The sequence below is a fragment of the Paenarthrobacter nitroguajacolicus genome (genome assembly GCF_051027655.1).
Lineage (GTDB): Bacteria > Actinomycetota > Actinomycetes > Actinomycetales > Micrococcaceae > Arthrobacter > Arthrobacter nitroguajacolicus.
On sequence record NZ_CP073234.1, the window covers coordinates 312,351 to 326,953 of the forward strand.

At 62.4% G+C, this 14,603-nt stretch carries 17 protein-coding genes; 8 read left to right on the forward strand and 9 right to left on the reverse strand.

Annotation, left to right across the window (positions count from 1 at the left end; genetic code table 11):
* Nucleotides 1-100 precede the first annotated feature (100 nt).
* Complete coding sequence (locus tag KCX59_RS01645; RefSeq protein WP_179017549.1) at nucleotides 101-970, reverse strand: putative protein N(5)-glutamine methyltransferase; 870 nt, start codon at nucleotides 968-970, stop codon at nucleotides 101-103.
* A gap of 184 nt (nucleotides 971-1,154) precedes the next feature.
* Here KCX59_RS01645 and KCX59_RS01650 point away from each other — a divergent pair, with 184 nt between their 5' ends.
* Both KCX59_RS01650 and KCX59_RS01655 read left to right on the forward strand, forming a co-directional pair.
* A complete protein-coding gene (locus KCX59_RS01650; RefSeq protein WP_043469623.1) occupies nucleotides 1,155-1,355 on the forward strand; it encodes a hypothetical protein in 201 nt (66 codons plus the stop codon).
* 34 nt (nucleotides 1,356-1,389) lie between these two features.
* Nucleotides 1,390-1,650, forward strand: a complete 261-nt coding sequence (locus KCX59_RS01655) for a hypothetical protein (protein WP_054809225.1) — start codon at nucleotides 1,390-1,392, stop codon at nucleotides 1,648-1,650.
* Between the two features lie 93 nt (nucleotides 1,651-1,743).
* Here KCX59_RS01655 and KCX59_RS01660 read toward each other — a convergent pair whose 3' ends face one another.
* On the reverse strand, nucleotides 1,744-4,278 hold the full coding sequence (locus tag KCX59_RS01660; protein ID WP_179017550.1) for an ATP-dependent DNA ligase: 2,535 nt from the start codon (nucleotides 4,276-4,278) through the stop codon (nucleotides 1,744-1,746).
* A 38-nt stretch (nucleotides 4,279-4,316) separates the two neighbouring features.
* Between KCX59_RS01660 and KCX59_RS01665 the strand changes: the two genes are divergently transcribed.
* On the forward strand, nucleotides 4,317-5,183 hold the full coding sequence (locus KCX59_RS01665) for a Ku protein (protein WP_091464695.1): 867 nt from the start codon (nucleotides 4,317-4,319) through the stop codon (nucleotides 5,181-5,183).
* Nucleotides 5,184-5,315: 132 nt separating this feature from the next.
* Here KCX59_RS01665 and KCX59_RS01670 read toward each other — a convergent pair whose 3' ends face one another.
* Together KCX59_RS01670 and KCX59_RS01675 are read right to left on the reverse strand one after the other, a co-directional pair.
* The gene (locus tag KCX59_RS01670; protein WP_179017551.1) at nucleotides 5,316-6,029 is read right to left on the reverse strand and encodes a DUF6766 family protein; all 714 of its coding nucleotides are present in this window, start codon (nucleotides 6,027-6,029) and stop codon (nucleotides 5,316-5,318) included.
* Between the two features lie 5 nt (nucleotides 6,030-6,034).
* Complete coding sequence (locus KCX59_RS01675; protein WP_091467441.1) at nucleotides 6,035-6,565, reverse strand: DUF6328 family protein; 531 nt, start codon at nucleotides 6,563-6,565, stop codon at nucleotides 6,035-6,037.
* 117 nt (nucleotides 6,566-6,682) lie between these two features.
* Between KCX59_RS01675 and KCX59_RS01680 the strand changes: the two genes are divergently transcribed.
* Nucleotides 6,683-6,907 (forward strand): hypothetical protein, encoded by a 225-nt coding sequence (locus tag KCX59_RS01680; RefSeq protein WP_179017552.1) that lies wholly within the window; start codon nucleotides 6,683-6,685, stop codon nucleotides 6,905-6,907.
* Between the two features lie 108 nt (nucleotides 6,908-7,015).
* On the opposite strand, the gene KCX59_RS01685 is transcribed toward KCX59_RS01680, so the two are convergent.
* Complete coding sequence (locus tag KCX59_RS01685) at nucleotides 7,016-7,186, reverse strand: hypothetical protein (protein ID WP_017197102.1); 171 nt, start codon at nucleotides 7,184-7,186, stop codon at nucleotides 7,016-7,018.
* A 308-nt stretch (nucleotides 7,187-7,494) separates the two neighbouring features.
* On the opposite strand from KCX59_RS01685, the gene KCX59_RS01690 reads away from it, so the two are divergent.
* The 4 genes from KCX59_RS01690 (at nucleotide 7,495) to KCX59_RS01705 (ending at nucleotide 10,203) form a co-directional block, all read left to right on the forward strand.
* Nucleotides 7,495-7,974, forward strand: coding sequence for a Dps family protein (locus KCX59_RS01690; RefSeq protein WP_024819119.1), 480 nt, complete (start codon nucleotides 7,495-7,497; stop codon nucleotides 7,972-7,974).
* Nucleotides 7,975-8,014: 40 nt separating this feature from the next.
* Nucleotides 8,015-8,974 carry a DNA topoisomerase IB gene (locus tag KCX59_RS01695; protein ID WP_178992931.1) on the forward strand — a complete coding sequence of 320 codons (960 nt, stop codon included), beginning with the start codon at nucleotides 8,015-8,017 and terminating at the stop codon, nucleotides 8,972-8,974.
* Between the two features lie 79 nt (nucleotides 8,975-9,053).
* Nucleotides 9,054-9,611: a hypothetical protein gene (locus KCX59_RS01700; RefSeq protein ID WP_179017553.1), complete on the forward strand. Its 558-nt coding sequence runs from the start codon at nucleotides 9,054-9,056 to the stop codon at nucleotides 9,609-9,611.
* Between the two features lie 4 nt (nucleotides 9,612-9,615).
* Nucleotides 9,616-10,203, forward strand: coding sequence for a TetR/AcrR family transcriptional regulator (locus KCX59_RS01705; RefSeq protein WP_179017554.1), 588 nt, complete (start codon nucleotides 9,616-9,618; stop codon nucleotides 10,201-10,203).
* A 108-nt stretch (nucleotides 10,204-10,311) separates the two neighbouring features.
* Here KCX59_RS01705 and KCX59_RS01710 read toward each other — a convergent pair whose 3' ends face one another.
* The 4 genes from KCX59_RS01710 to KCX59_RS01725 form a co-directional block, all read right to left on the reverse strand.
* Entirely contained in the window at nucleotides 10,312-10,590 is a 279-nt protein-coding gene (locus KCX59_RS01710) for an HPr family phosphocarrier protein (RefSeq protein ID WP_017197107.1), read from the reverse strand.
* Between the two features lie 70 nt (nucleotides 10,591-10,660).
* On the reverse strand, nucleotides 10,661-12,682 hold the full coding sequence (locus KCX59_RS01715) for a PTS fructose transporter subunit IIABC (protein ID WP_179017555.1): 2,022 nt from the start codon (nucleotides 12,680-12,682) through the stop codon (nucleotides 10,661-10,663).
* Nucleotides 12,679-13,671, reverse strand: a complete 993-nt coding sequence (locus KCX59_RS01720) for a 1-phosphofructokinase family hexose kinase (protein ID WP_091464713.1) — start codon at nucleotides 13,669-13,671, stop codon at nucleotides 12,679-12,681. Before KCX59_RS01720 ends, KCX59_RS01715 begins: the two co-directional genes overlap by 4 nt.
* Nucleotides 13,668-14,459 carry a DeoR/GlpR family DNA-binding transcription regulator gene (locus KCX59_RS01725; protein WP_091464715.1) on the reverse strand — a complete coding sequence of 264 codons (792 nt, stop codon included), beginning with the start codon at nucleotides 14,457-14,459 and terminating at the stop codon, nucleotides 13,668-13,670. Before KCX59_RS01725 ends, KCX59_RS01720 begins: the two co-directional genes overlap by 4 nt.
* Between the last annotated feature and the right edge of the window lie 144 nt (nucleotides 14,460-14,603).

Below are 14,603 nucleotides of genomic sequence, written 5' to 3' on the forward strand. Positions count from 1 at the left end.
CGGGCTCGTTTTTGCCCTCCGGAGCACGTTGTTACCAAATTGTTTAGCGGAGCTCACTTAACAGGCCGGATTCGGGCCTAAAAGCTGATGGTTTGAGGGGTTACCTTTGCGCAGCGAGCACCACCGTTGCATCCAATTCTTCGTCCGAGGCCACCTCCGCGAGCAACCCCGCCTCGTTCAGGAGCCGGACGGTCCGCGGTGCCTGCTGCCTCGAGGTTTCCATCACCATGGACCCACCCGGCGCCAGCCACTGAGCCGCGCCAAGCGCTAGCCGACGCTGGACATCCAAACCGTCAGCACCGCCGTCGAGCGCTACCCGCGGCTCATGGAGGCGTGCCTCCTGCGGCATCATCGCGATGGACTCCGTTGGAACATAGGGCGCGTTCGCGAGCAGCACGTCCACTTTCCCGCGCAGTTCCCGGGGGAGCGCAGCGTAGAGGTCCCCTTGATGGACGCGGCCGCCACGAGGCTCAACGTTACGGCGCGCGCACCGAACCGCCGCGGGGTCGACGTCCGTCGCGTGCAGTTCGCAGCTCCCCAGGAGATCGTTGAGTGCTGCACCTATCGCCCCGGAACCACAGCAAAGGTCGACGACGACGGCCCCGGGTTTGGTGATCATCGCCGCCACCCGCACGACGAACTCCGTGCGACGGCGCGGAACGAAGACGCCCGGTTCCACGGCGATGCGCGTCCCGCAGAAATCGGCCCACCCCACAATGTGTTCCAGGGGCAGTCCTCGAAGGCGTTGGTCCACCATGTGGGTGAGCTGGTCCGGATGGTGGGCGGCATCGATGAGCAGTTGTGCTTCATCCTCTGCGAAAACGCAGCCGGCGGCACGCAGAGTGGTGGCGATGGATGCTCTCCGGGTCACGTTTGCCATGCTAGCCGAGGATGAATTCCGGTGGAGCACGAAGAAGCTGCAGGTGAGGGGTTCACAAATCTGCCGGGACTTGGTTAGGGTATGAGGCATGGGAACACTGATTTTTGAGTAGACCGGCCTTTGCCTTAATGGCACAGCCGAGTTTCACCTGACAAAAATCCACGCCTGTTGAGGCCCTGCCTCCATGCCGTTCCCGTTCTCGACGCCTTTTTCCCGAACCGCAACGACATGGGATACGTGTCTCTTCAGGACTCACACTTTTAGGAGTCCACGTATGACTGCCAACCCTTCCGAAAACAAGAAGACCCCGGCTTCCGGTGGTATCAAGTCCAAACTGACAGACGCCCAGAAGGCCATGCTGGCCAGCAAATCCGGGGGTGGTGCACCGGCCGGCTGGCAGAGCACCGGCAAGGGGCACAAGCCCACCTCCGCCAGCGGCAAGCAGGCTAAGACCGAGAAGAAGGTCCGCTGGTAAAACCTGCGGACAGGCACACTGGAAAGGAAGAACCATGACTGCGAATCACGATTCCGACCGCATCAATCCTGAGGTTGCAAGCCACTTGGTGGAGTCCATGGACATGGCCCCGATGCCCGAACCGACCGCCATCGCCGTTGCACTGGGTGCTGACCAGAGCAGGCAGTGGCCGGACGGCAACGGTAAACGTCGCCACCCGAAGGAGCGCGACCAAGCCCACGGCCGCATGGGCCAGGGTGCAGCTGTGACGGCGATCCACAGGACCAGCCGCCCGCAGATGCCACATTCCTCCTAACGGCACCCGCATCAACCGCGCAGCCCGCGTAGCCCGCCCAACTGAGTAACAGCAAACGTCCTACTGAGCCTTCAATAGAGCGTTATCTGTCACTCAGTTGGGCGGGTTTACGTCCTCAGGGGACTTGTCCGGACGCCAGCCACGCCACACCGGGTGCCGTAGCCGGCCGGGACCCGTCCACTCACCGAAAGTTACCTCGGCCACCAGATCAGGGCTCACCCACTTGGCACCCGCAGCATCCTCCCTGGGAATGTCCGCGAAGGGGGATTCACTCACCACCAAGGGCTCCAATTTCTCCATGACGTCCCGGAGCTGCCAGTCCTTGAACCCGGTGCCCACCCGGCCCACGTAGTGCAGCTTCTCGCCGTCGGGGATGCCCAGCAGCAACGCACCGAAGGTCCCGGCCCGGGCCCCGGCACCGGGACGCCAACCGCCCACCACCACTTCCTGGCTCTGCTCCAGCTTCAGCTTGATCCAGGCCCTGCTGCGGCGACCAACCACGTAGCGGCTATCGGCCTTCTTGGCCATGACACCTTCCAAGCCAAGCTCGGCGGCGCTGGTCATGAGGTCCTCTACGTCGTGGTCCAACACTGCCGAAAGATGCAACGGGCAACCTTTTCGCAGGCGCCCCGCAAACCCGGAGAGTTTTTCGCGGCGCTCTCGGAAGGGAAGCCCGCTGAGGTCCGTGCCGTCGTCGTAAAGAAGGTCGAACAGCATCAGCTGCACCGGAACCGTTGACCGGACACGTTCGATGTCCGCAGCTTTGACCAGGTTCATCCGAAGCTGCAGCCGCCCGAAATCAGGCCGGGAGCCTTTGCCGAGCGCCACAATTTCACCATCAGCCACGAAGTCGCCGTCGGGCCAGCATGCGCGGTCCGTCAGTTCGGGATAGGCGGCGGTGAGATCGTTCCCGTTGCGGCTCATGAGCCGGATCTTGCCCTCGGTGCCGGTGATGATCGCCCGGATTCCGTCCCACTTCAGTTCATACAGCCAATCGTCGCCGCGGAGATCGGTGGTGGTTCCGGAGGTGGCGAGCATGGGGGTGTAGTTCGGCATGGGTTGTGGTGACGCCGGGGTGGACTTGGGTGCCACAGCTTTGCTGGCTGCTGCGGTAGCCCGCCGCCCTCCCGGCTGCTCCTTCATAAGGTGGATGAGCCAGTTCTGACCGGTGTTGATGATCGCGAAGCGTTTGGTGCCGCCCAGGCCACCGCCCGGCTCGCCTGTGAGGGTCGCGATGACTTCCTTGCCGTCTCGCCACTTCTCGCAGGTGTACTCGCCACGGTCCCAAATGGTCATGGTCCCGGCCCCGTACTCGCCCTTCGGGATGACGCCCGCGAAGGTGGCGTACTCCATGGGGTGGTCCTCGGTATGGACGGCGAGGTTGTTGCGGTCGGGGGTTTCGGGGATGCCACGCGGCAGCGCCCATGAGGCCAGGACGCCGTTGTGCTCCAGGCGCAGATCCAGGTGGTAGCGGCGGGCGTGGTGCTCCTGGATGACGAAGATGCCTCCCGGCGGCGGAGGGTCGCCGGGCTTCGGTTGCTCCGAGGACGAGGCCCGGGTTGGTGTGGGAGAAACGGCCGACGACGACGGAAACGGCTCCGGGGTCTTGCCCGGATCGCGCATCCCGACGTATTTGGCGAGACGGTTCTCGACCGTCACCACACGCTCACGGGCACCGGAGTCGCCCGGAGCAGCACCGCCGTCGTCATTCTCATCCTCGCCGTGCGGCGGCAGGTGCCGGTCGGAGATGGACGCGAAGTGGTCCTTGCCCGAAGCAACCCGCTTCATGACGGCCAAGTAGTCGAGGTGGTCCAGCGAAGGGGAGGCGAGCTCCCGCCAGGTGCGGGGGGCGGCGACTGTAGGGTGGGCTTTTCCGCGCAGCGAGTAGGGGACGATGGTGGTCTTGTTCCCGCTGTTCTGGCTCCAGTCCACCAACACTTTGCCGTGGCGGAGGGACTTCTTCATGTCGCTGACCACCAACTCCGGGTGGTCCGACTCCAAGGCGCGGGCGAGCTCTTTGGCGAAAGCAGACACTTGCTCGGACTTCAAGGTCCCGTCGAGGCCTGTGTAGAGGTGAATGCCTTTGCTGCCGCTAGTGACAGGGACTGGATCCATGCCCATGTCCTGCAAGATGGAGCGGGCCAGCTTGGCCACTTCAACGCACTCGGGAAGTCCAGCCCCCGGCCCGGGGTCAAGGTCCAGAACGAAGCGGTCGGGTCGGAGCGGCTTCCCTGAGGGATCCACTTGCCACTGGGGAACGTGGATCTCCAAGGATGCGATCTGGGCCATCCACGTGAGCGTGGCCAGATTGTTGACCATGGGATAAACGTTGGTGTGGTCCGAATGCTGGATGGCGGCACGGGGTATCCATCTGGGCGCGGAGTCCTCGAGGTTCTTTTGGAAAAACACCTGCCCGGGGTCTTCAGCAGTGCCCACTCCGTTGACCCAACGCTTGCGCGTGACGGGCCGATTGGCAGCGGCCGGGATCAGGAAAGGCGCGACGGCGGCGTAGTACTCCAGCACTTCTGCCTTGGTGGTCCCGGTTTCGGGGTAGATGATTTTCCCCAGGTTGGTGAGGGTGAGCTCGTGGCCTTCCACGTTCACCCGCTCCTGTTGCTTGCCTGCCACCTCTTCTCCTCTGCTGTGTTGTGCTGTTGACTGGGTGCATGAGGGCCATATGGAAGGGATCTATCGCGTTCGGTCTGGTCAACGTACCAGTGAAGCTCTACAGTGCCACGGAGGATCACGACATTGGCCTGCACCAAGTCCACAATAAGGACGGCGGGCGCATTCGGTACCAGCGTAAATGCGAAATTTGCAGCGAGGTTGTGGCGTACGAGGATATCGACAAGGCCTACGAAGAAGAAGGCCGCACAGTGGTCCTGACGTCTGCCGAATTGAAATCGTTGCCTGAAGAGAACAGCCGCGAAATTGAGGTGGTGGAGTTTATCCCCGCCGAGCAGTTGGACCCCATCATGTACGAGCGCAGCTATTTCCTGGAGCCGGACTCCAAATCTCCCAAGGCGTACATGCTTCTCCGGCAGACGCTGGAGGACACGGACAGGATCGCCATTGTCCAGTACGCGCTGCGGCAGAAGACCCGTTTGGGGGCGCTGCGGGTGCGTGGGGACGTGCTGTTGCTGCAGGCACTCCTATGGGGCGATGAGGTCCGCGAGGCCAAGTTCCCGTCGTTGGAGACCGACATCAAGATCTCCGACAAGGAACTGGAAATGTCCTCCGCCCTGGTGGAATCCATGGCGCACGACTTTGACCCCGATGAATATACCGATGACTATCAAGCGCAGCTTCGAACGCTGATCGAGGCCAAGCTGGAGAAGGGCGAAGCCCTGGACACCGAGGCCACCTTCGGCGCGGTGGAAGGAGAAGGCGAGGGCGGGGACGTTATCGACCTCATGGAAGCACTCAAGCGCAGCCTGGATAAGAAACGCGGCAAGGAAAAAGCGGACGACGACGCCGCTGCCGCCAGCAAAACTGCCAGCAAACCAAAGGCGCGGGCCAAGAAAAAGGCGTGAGCCGGCGTCGTAATTCCATAAAAGCGCGGCCGCCGTCCGGGTGGCCGCTGCTTTTGTTGGCTTTAGTGATGTCGGTCCTTCAAACTGGAGTTCTTCTTTCCAGGCATGATGCCTTCCTTTCTCTGAATTGGTTTAGGCGCCCGTCTCGTAGTGTGGCTCTGCGACCGGCTTTGACTCCGGTGAGCCCCTCTCTCGGAGGTATACGGAAGCTCCCACCAGCACGGCCACAGCAAGGAACTCGCTTTGCCAGTTCTGGAAAGACTCAAACCAGAACTGGCTGGAACCGATGTACTCCCACGTGGAGATCTCGGGCAGGCCATGGCTCAGCTGCTCCTCGTTGTAAGCGGCCGTGCCACCCACCGCGTGCAAGGTGAACGAAGCGAGGAATATGAGGCCCAGCAGGCCCGAGAGCGAGTGCTCATAGACCTTCAGGACCCAGCCGCCCCGCCGCACCGGCCAAGGGGTCTTGGCTGTCATCTTGGCGTCGCGGGGGTCCTCGTCCTGTGGCGCGTCCTTGTCCACTGGCTTCGACTCGGAGGAGCCTCTTTGGAACAGGAAAACCGTCAGGACCACATACATGCCCATCTGAAGGAACTCCGACTCCCAGTTTTCGAAGACGGATTCCCAGAAGGTGCCGGACGTCAGAAAATCCGGGATCCCGGTGGCTGGCTCGCCGTGGGCCTGCTGTTCTTCGCTGTAATTTGCCGCCCCTGAGATGATCATGCCGCCGAGGAAGACGACGAACAGGCCTGCGTTGACAAGCAGCAGGCCATGATCCTTGACCCAGTGTCGCGCCGGCGTGTTGTCCTTACCGGAAGTTTCCTGGTGTTTGGAGGGCCGCAGCATCTTCCTTAAGCGTCCTTTGCTTGTCCGTTGTTGCCGTTGCCGTTTCCGTTTCGGATGGCTCGGCGGTGCAGCCATAGCGGAGTGCCCACTACAAGGAGCAGCAGCACCAGAATGATGAATCCGGCGGCCACAAGCCCGGCGGTCCGTCCGGCGGTGAAGTCGAAGACCAGCGTGGCCGAGCCAACAATCAACAACGCCACGCCAGCCAACGCCCACTTGGTGACAATGTCGGCGCTGGAGACCAGGGTGGCCTTGAGCCCCCTACGGAACAGGCGGCGATGGACACTGACGGGCAGCACGATGAGGACTGTGGTTAGCGCTGCCACCATCACGTTGAACAAGTAGAGGTTCCGCTGCCAGTCGTCCAGGAGTTCGAATCGTTCCTGAAAGGGGAGCGTGAGCAGGAAACCGCCAAGGATCTGTACCCCCGTTTGGAGAACCCGTAACTCCTGGATTAATTCCATCCAGTTGCGGTCCATCCGTTCCTCGGTGGACTCGTTCCTGCCGATTCTGGGAGCCTGCTCCGGCTCTACCATGTGTGCACCTCCATGGTGGTTTTGGTGGACGACGACCATGCACGGGACTACGGTCGAACTGTCAGCATTCCTCGATCTTTTCTATCGGGGCCTCATCGGATTTCCAAGGAGGAAGAAATGAACCAGGACGAACATCGTGTGGACCCTGAGAGCGAACCCGGCGGCTACGGCACACCCACCCCGGAACAGGAAATGCCTGGCCAGGGTGATGAACGCGAGACACCGGAACGGCCGGCCAAGGGAGTCCCCGACACCCCTGGTGACGAGTTCCCCACACCCCAAGACCCTGATGCAGCCCCGCCGCCTTCAGCGACCGGTAAAGGCGCCGGCGGCGACGGGTGATGCCGGAGGGCTGCTCCCAACGCACTTGCAGTGGTGGGAACAGCCCTCACGGTCTGTAAGTGCTTAGGGCCTGCCCGTTGCATCCGGTGGGGTATGTCCGGTTCTGGTTTATACCGTGTGTCCCCTACGACCCGACATGAAGCTCAGCAACCAGCCGATGGCCGCAATGACGAGGAGGATGACGCCTACCCACAGCAACCAACTCAGGGCTTCGGTGAAGCCGCCTACCAGGAGAAGAACAATTGCTACTACACCAGCAATGATCAGAAGCGTATTCATGGTCAGCACATTCCTTTCTGGGGGAATCTTTGATGAATCGCCGATTCCCAACTATGCATTCCGCTTTACTTCGATTTAGTTATGCCGGTACTTGGAGGCGTTTCACGGCCTCAAAGTGCCTTTTCGTGTATCACATACCGGTCTTCGCCATGTGGTGAAGTTCGCCAGTCGTGAACAGTAACACTTCCCATTGTACTACTAAGCAACCTTATGAAAGGCTTATTCAAGTCGTCACCTGATGATTGGGCAGTTGCCGCAGACATTTTGCGGCTCGTTTTGGCTCACATGAACGTCCATGAGAGGAACACATGAAAGCGTCACAGCAGCTTGCAGACAACCTTCAGATCGTCCTGACAGACCTTATTGAGCTCCAGCTCCAGGGAAAGCAGGCGCACTGGAACATCGTGGGTCCGAACTTCCGCGACCTTCACCTCCAGTTGGACGAGCTTGTAGTAGCTACGCGCGAGTTCGCTGACGACACCGCCGAGCGCATGCGTGCACTCCACGCCCTCCCCGATGGCCGCAGTGCGACCATCGCCAAGGGCACGCGCCTGGAAGAATTTCCGGCCGGTCTGGTCAACACCAAGAACGCCGTCAAGCTGGTGACTGACCGAGTTGAGCGTGCAGTCCAGACCATGCGCGATGTCCATGACGAAGTTGACGAGGAAGACCCCACGACGGCGGACCTGCTGCACGCGTTCATCTCCCGCCTTGAGCAACTGGTGTGGATGATTAACGCCGAAATCATGAATGCCGGAGCTGCCGTGACGGATCCGGACGAGGCCTAGACCTGCCGGACCCGTTCGATCAGAGTAGGGCGGAAGAACCGTGCCCCGGCTTAAGCGCAGTGACCTGTCCAAGCCCGGCATCGTCCGCCGCAAGGTAGGAAAAGGGTTCAGCTACAGGCACCCGGACGGAAGTCTGGTCAGCAAAGAGGATCGCCAGCGCATCAATGCGCTGGCGATCCCGCCTGCCTGGACCGATGTGTGGATCAGCCCTTACGAGCACGGACACATTCTGGCCACTGGCGTTGACGGTGCAGGGCGTAGCCAGTACATCTACCACCCTGGTTGGCGGGAGCGGAAGGATGCCGAAAAGTTCATCCGGGCGGCCAAGCTGGGCTTGGTCCTGCCAACGGTTCGCCGCAATGTGACAGTCCATCTACAAGACACCACCGACCCCCGGCAACAGACCCTTGCAGCCGCAGTGCGCTTCATGGACCTGGGCGCGCTCCGCGTCGGTTCCGAGATCTACATGAAGCAGAACGGCTCCTACGGGCTCACGACGCTCCGCTGCCGTCATGCACGGGTGGAAGGGCCGGACGTTTTCCTGAAATTTCCCGGCAAGAGCGGGCAGCTGTGGGACACCTCCATCCACGACCCCGGGCTGGCAGCGTTTTTGGAACCGCTGGCCAAGCGGCCGGGTAAAGAGAGGTTGTTGGCCTATCAAGTCAACGGGTCATGGGTTTCCGTTGACGCGTCCATGATCAATGAATACTTGCGTGGTATCGCCGGCGAAGCCTACACATCCAAGGATTTCCGGACGTGGAAGGGCACTGCGGCCGCGGCGCTATGCCTGATCAAGTCAGGCCATAAGGGCACGCCCAGGCAGGCCATCGTGCGGGCCATCAAGGAGGCCTCCGAACTCTTGGGCAACACCCCCTCGGTGGCGCGCTCCTCCTATGTGGATCCGCGGATTATTGAGGGTTACCTCTCGGAGGACCTCAAGGACGTCAAGCCAACGGAGGCATCGATTGCCGCCTACTTGAACGGAGAAGCCCCGAGTTGAACCGTGCCCCGAGACGGCCCGTCATTTTGTGAGTACACTTGTACTAATAAAAATTGATGGCTGGGCGTCTGGGGCGGTAATGATTCTGTTCGCAATCGTGGTGTGTGAAATAGGGTTCTGGGTGGCGATCCTCGCCGGGCTCGCAGCACGGTATCTGCTGCGTCGTCCCCGCCTGGGCGGAGCCCTCCTGATCCTTGCTCCGGTTATTGACGCCATCCTGCTTGCCTTGGTCGCCGTCGATTTGCTGGGCGGTGGTACAGCCTCATGGCACCACGGACTCGCCGCGATCTACATCGGCGTCTCTGTCGCGTACGGCAAGCGCATGGTGGCCTGGGCCGATGCGCACTTCCAGCACCGGTTCGCGGGCGGACCTGCGCCGGAGCGACTCACCGGAACCCGCTACACCATCAAATGCTGGAGGGATGTGCTCCTTACGGCGTTGGCAGTTGCCATCGCAGCAGCGACCCTGGGAGCGATCATCTTCCTCGTCAACGACCCCGAACGAACCGCAGCCCTCTCGGACTTCTTCCGCATCCTGGGCATCATCTTCGCCATCGACTTCCTCTGGGCCTTGAGCTACACGATCTGGCCCAAGAAAGCCGCCCGCACTATTCCCGCTGCTACCCTGTCGCGCTGAAACCATGCCCCGGAGAATCGATGCAGAGGCACGCAGCGCAGCAATAGCGGAAGCTTCCTTGCGGGTGCTGGAACGTGAGGGTCTTTCGGGCCTTTCCGTGCGCGGGGTGGCAGCGGAAGCGGGCATCGCCGCCGCTTCACTGAGGCGCGCGTTTGCCACGCAACATGCCCTGAGGGAGTTCTGCCTGCAACTCATTGAGGACCGGGTCACCGCCCGAATCGCCGCCCTTGAGCTCACTGGCCGGGCCCTGGTTGATGGCTTGCTCCTGCAGTTGCTTCCTCTCGACAAGGAACGGCGGCTGGAACTCGTGGCGCAGGTGCAGCTTGGTGTCCTATCACTGACGGATAGTGCACTACGTCCTGCCGCGATCAGGCTCAGCGAGGGAGTAGACCGCGTGTGTCACGTTGCCCTCCAGCTCCTGGCCGAAGCGGGACAGTTCAACCCGGGGCGCGACACCGACTATGAAGCCCAGCGCTTGCGCGCGCTCCTGGATGGGATCGCGATGCATGGATTGTGGAGCGGTGAACTCCCGGAGGCGGGTCCGATGCTCCGCGTGCTCTCGCGCCACCTCGACGAGCTCGCCGGTCCCTAGCACCTCAAACAAGACAAGGAAAACTAGCTCAGACATGCAAGGAGCCTGAGGCCACCCATATCCGGGTGGCACCAGGCTCTTTGCGTGTCGCTAAGGGGTTTGGGTGACCTACTCGGCGTCGTGGTCCGTTTCGAGGATCTTTACCAGGCTGTCCAGGGCTGCATCCGCACCTTCACCTTCGGCGCGCAGCACCACGACGTCGCCGTGGGAAGCGCCGAGGCTCATCAGTGACAGGATGCTCGCGGCGTCCATGGCGTCGTCCGCGGGCTCACCCTGGCGTGCGATGGTGACGTCGAGATCCAGGTCTCCGGCTGCTTCGGCGAAAATGGCTGCCGGGCGGGCGTGGAGGCCGACGCGGCTTGCGATGGTGGCTGTACGTTCTGGCATTGGTGCTCCTCTTTGTGAAGGGTGGCTGTGGTGAGGGGTTGCTTTGTGGGAAGTCTAGACCGTGGTGGCTCTAGACGCTGGCAGTAGCAGGAACGGGTTCCGCTTCCACCTGCTTCTTGACTGCAAAGCGCTTGAGGGCGATGACGGCCAGGGCGCTGACCACCATTCCGGCGACGATGGCGATGATGAACATCGGCAGGTTACCGATGGCGAAGAAGACGAAGAAGCCGCCGTGGGGTGCCTGCGAGGTTACTCCAGTGGCCATGCAGAGTGCACCGGTGAGGGCGCCGCCCACCATGCTGGCCGGGATGACACGCAGCGGGTCAGCTGCGGCGAAGGGGATGGCACCTTCCGATATGAAGGAGGCACCCAGCAGCCAGGCTGCCTTGCCGTTTTCGCGTTCGTTGAGGGTAAAGAGCTTCTTGTTCAGGACCGTCGCGAGAGCCATGGCGAGCGGCGGAACCATGCCCGCAGCCATCACAGTGCCCATGATCAACCAGGGTGCCTGGTTGTCGGCGCTGCCGGCGCTCAAACCGGCCACGGCGAAGGCGTAGGCAACCTTGTTCACGGGACCGCCGAGGTCGAAGCACATCATAAGGCCAAGGATGATGCCGAGAACCACTGCGGAAGCACCGCTCATGCCCGTCAGCCAGTTGTTCAGAGCTACGGTCAGGCCAGCGATGGGACCGCCGAGGACCAGGAACATGAGGCCCGAAGCGACGATGGAGGCAAGCAGCGGGATGATGACGACGGGCATCAGGCCACGGAGCCAGCGCGGTACCTGCCACGTCCCGATCAGGTGTGCGACGTAGCCGGCCAGGAGACCGCCTACGATGCCACCGAGGAACCCGGCACCCATGAACCCTGATACGGCACCGGCAACGAAGCCCGGTGCGATACCTGGGCGGTCGGCAATGGCATATGCGATATAGCCAGCCAAGGCTGGGACCAGGAAGCCCATGGATAGGGCTCCGATCTTGAACAAGACTGCACCGAGGTAAATAGCAAGGCCACCTTCAGGCAGGTTGCCGAAGTTGTTCTCCAGCACCACCTTGTCGGCCACCTCGGTGATGTCGTAACCACCCAGCAGGAAGCCCAGGGCAATCAGCAGGCCACCGCCGGCTACGAACGGAATCATGTAGCTCACGCCGGTGAGGAGTGCCCGCTTCAGCTTCTGGCCGATGTGCTCGCCCTTCTCCTCCTCATCGCGCTCAGCCTGATCTTCAGCGCCGGCGTGGGGAACGCGGCGGGCCCGGGGGTCGTCGGCAGCTGCAAGTGCTTCTTGGACCATCTTGGTGGGTTCGTCGATGCCCCGCTTGACTGGTGCGATGATGACCGGCTTGCCGGCGAAACGTTCCTTGCCGCGAACATCCACGTCGACGGCAAAGATCACGGCGTCAGCTGCTGCGATCACGGCCGGGTCAAGCGGCTTGGCGCCAGAGGATCCCTGGGTCTCGACCTGAAGGTCGACGCCCATTTCCTTGGCGGCGGCAACCAGCGAGTCGGCAGCCATGTACGTGTGCGCAATACCTGTGGGGCAAGCGGTCACCGCCACGATGCGCTTGGGTGCGGCAGCCGTCGTCGTGCTTGCGGCAGCGGCGGCAGGGGCAGCGAAACTGTCCGCAGCTGCGGCCGCAGGCTTATCGGCCAGGGCGCCATCCACGAGGTCCACGATGTCCTGCTCTGTGGCAGCCGCACGTAGTGCTGCCGTGAAGTCCTTCTTGATCAGTGATCGGGCCAGCTTGGAGAGCAGCTTCAAGTGCTCCTGGTCCGCGCCGTCCGGGGCTGCGATGAAGAAGATGAGGTCAGCGGGGCCGTCCTTGGCGCCGAAGTCCACTTTGTGGGACAGGCGGGCCATGGCAAGGGCAGGCTCCTGGACAGCGGCAGAGCGGCAGTGCGGAATAGCGATTCCGCCGGGGACGCCGGTTGCAGTCTTTTGCTCGCGGGCGAAGGCGTCGGCGAAGAGGCCTTCAACCTCGGAAGCACGGCCGGTGGCGGCAACTTTGCCAGCCAGGACGCGGATGACGTCGGCAGGGGAGTCGCCCAGGTTTTGGTCGAGGGTGACCAATTGGGGTGTGATCAGCTGGGTCACTGTGAATCCTTCTGGAGGGCCGTGATGGTTACGGCATCGGGGGTTGTCTGGTGGACTGCCGGGACAGTGGAGCCCGGCAGCGAAGCAGCAGCGGCACCATGTGCCACGGCTTGACGAAGGCAGTCCTGCGCAGAGCCACCTTGGGTTGCAGCCAGCAAATAGCCGGCCAATGAAGAGTCCCCGGCGCCCACCGTGCTGACGGCTTTGATGGGCGGATGCGTGGCGAACCATGCTCCGTCCGCCGTCACCAGGACTGCTCCTTTGGACCCGAGTGTTGCGAGAACGGCACCTACACCGCTGGCGACGACGGCGGCTGCAGCTTCAGCGGCTTTGGCCGGATCCGCTTCCAGTTCGTCAGCAGTGGAGACGTTGGTAAAACCGGCGGCGGCGGCAAGCTCTGCGAGCTCTTCCGCGTTCGGCTTGAGGAGGTCGGGCTTTCCTGCGGCATCGCCCACCAAGGCGGCCGCGAGCGGCGCCCCGGAGGAGTCAATGGCGATGCTTGGGGCGGCCGTTCCGTCCGCGTTCGACCGGAGTCGACGAGCGATGGTGGCGTAGAAATCCGCAGGCACTCCTGGTGGGAGTGAACCTGCGAGAACCACCCAGCTGGCGCCACGGGAGCGTTCCAGCAGCAGGCCGATCAGGGCTTCCTGCTGTTCTCCGCTCAGCTCCGGGCCGGGTTCGTTGATCTTGGTGGTGACACCGTCCGGTTCGGTGAGCGTGACGTTGCTGCGCAACGCCTGACCGATGGGCAGCGCCGCGAACGGTACGCCGCCGTCGTGCAGCCCCGAAAGTACGGGATCCGAATCGGCGCCCGGGAGGACTGCCAGGGTGTCCAGGCCGGAGGCAACCAGGGCCCGTGAAACGTTGACACCCTTTCCGCCGGATTCCTGGTGGACGGCCACCGCGCGCTGAACCTCACCGCGGGCCAAGGCTCCGGGAAGCTCCACCGTGCGGTCCAGGCTGGGGTTGGCGGTCAAAGTGATGATCATGCGATCACCACGTCTACGCCGGCATCGGCCAAGGCTGCTGCGAGTTCCGCGGACGGTTCGCTGTCTGTGATCAATGTGTCAACATCCTTCAGGGTGGCGAACTGGACCAGTGTTTCGGCGTCCAGCTTGGAGGAGTCGGCCAGGGCCACCACGCGGCGGGCTGACGTGACGAAAGCGGCTTTCACCGCGGCTTCTTCGGGGTCCGGGGTGCTGAGCCCAAACGTTGCGTGGATGCCGTTGGCACCTACGAAGGCAATGTCCGGCCGAAGTTTGTGAGCTGCCTCAACGGTTGACTGGCCGACGGCGGCCTGCGTCAGTCCGCGGACACGGCCGCCAAGGATCTGGAGTGCTATGCCCTGCGTGGAGGAGAGCTTGCCGGCGATGGGGATGGCGTGCGTGATGACCACGAGCTCATCATTTCCGTTGCTCGGGGGCGTGCGCTGGGCCAGTAGGTCGGCGAGGGTTTCGGTGGTGGAACCCGCGTCCAGGAGGACGCTTCCCGTGGTGAGTTGCGGGATCAGGGCGAGTGCCGCGTTAGCGATGCGGAGTTTTTCCACCTGACGCTGGACGGCGCGCTCCAGGATGCTCTCCTCGCGGGTGCTCAGGAGGTCGGAAGGGACGGCCCCGCCATGAACGCGCCTCAGGTTTCCGGAAACCTCAAGGGCCGCGAGGTCGCGGCGGATTGTCTCAGTGGTGATGCTGAAACGGTCGGCAAGGTCAGTGACGCTCACCCGTCCGCGCTCTGCGACGAGTGCGGAGATCAGTTGCTGGCGTTCTTCGGCGAACACTTACCCTCCATTGCGGTCAAGCTGCTTATCAGTGCAGCCACATCAGTGACTGCTGTCACAACGATGTGGAATTGCTTGACTCTATCTTTGTTTATGTTTGGAAGTCAATAGAAACCAACATAAACGCAGATGTAATGTGGTGGG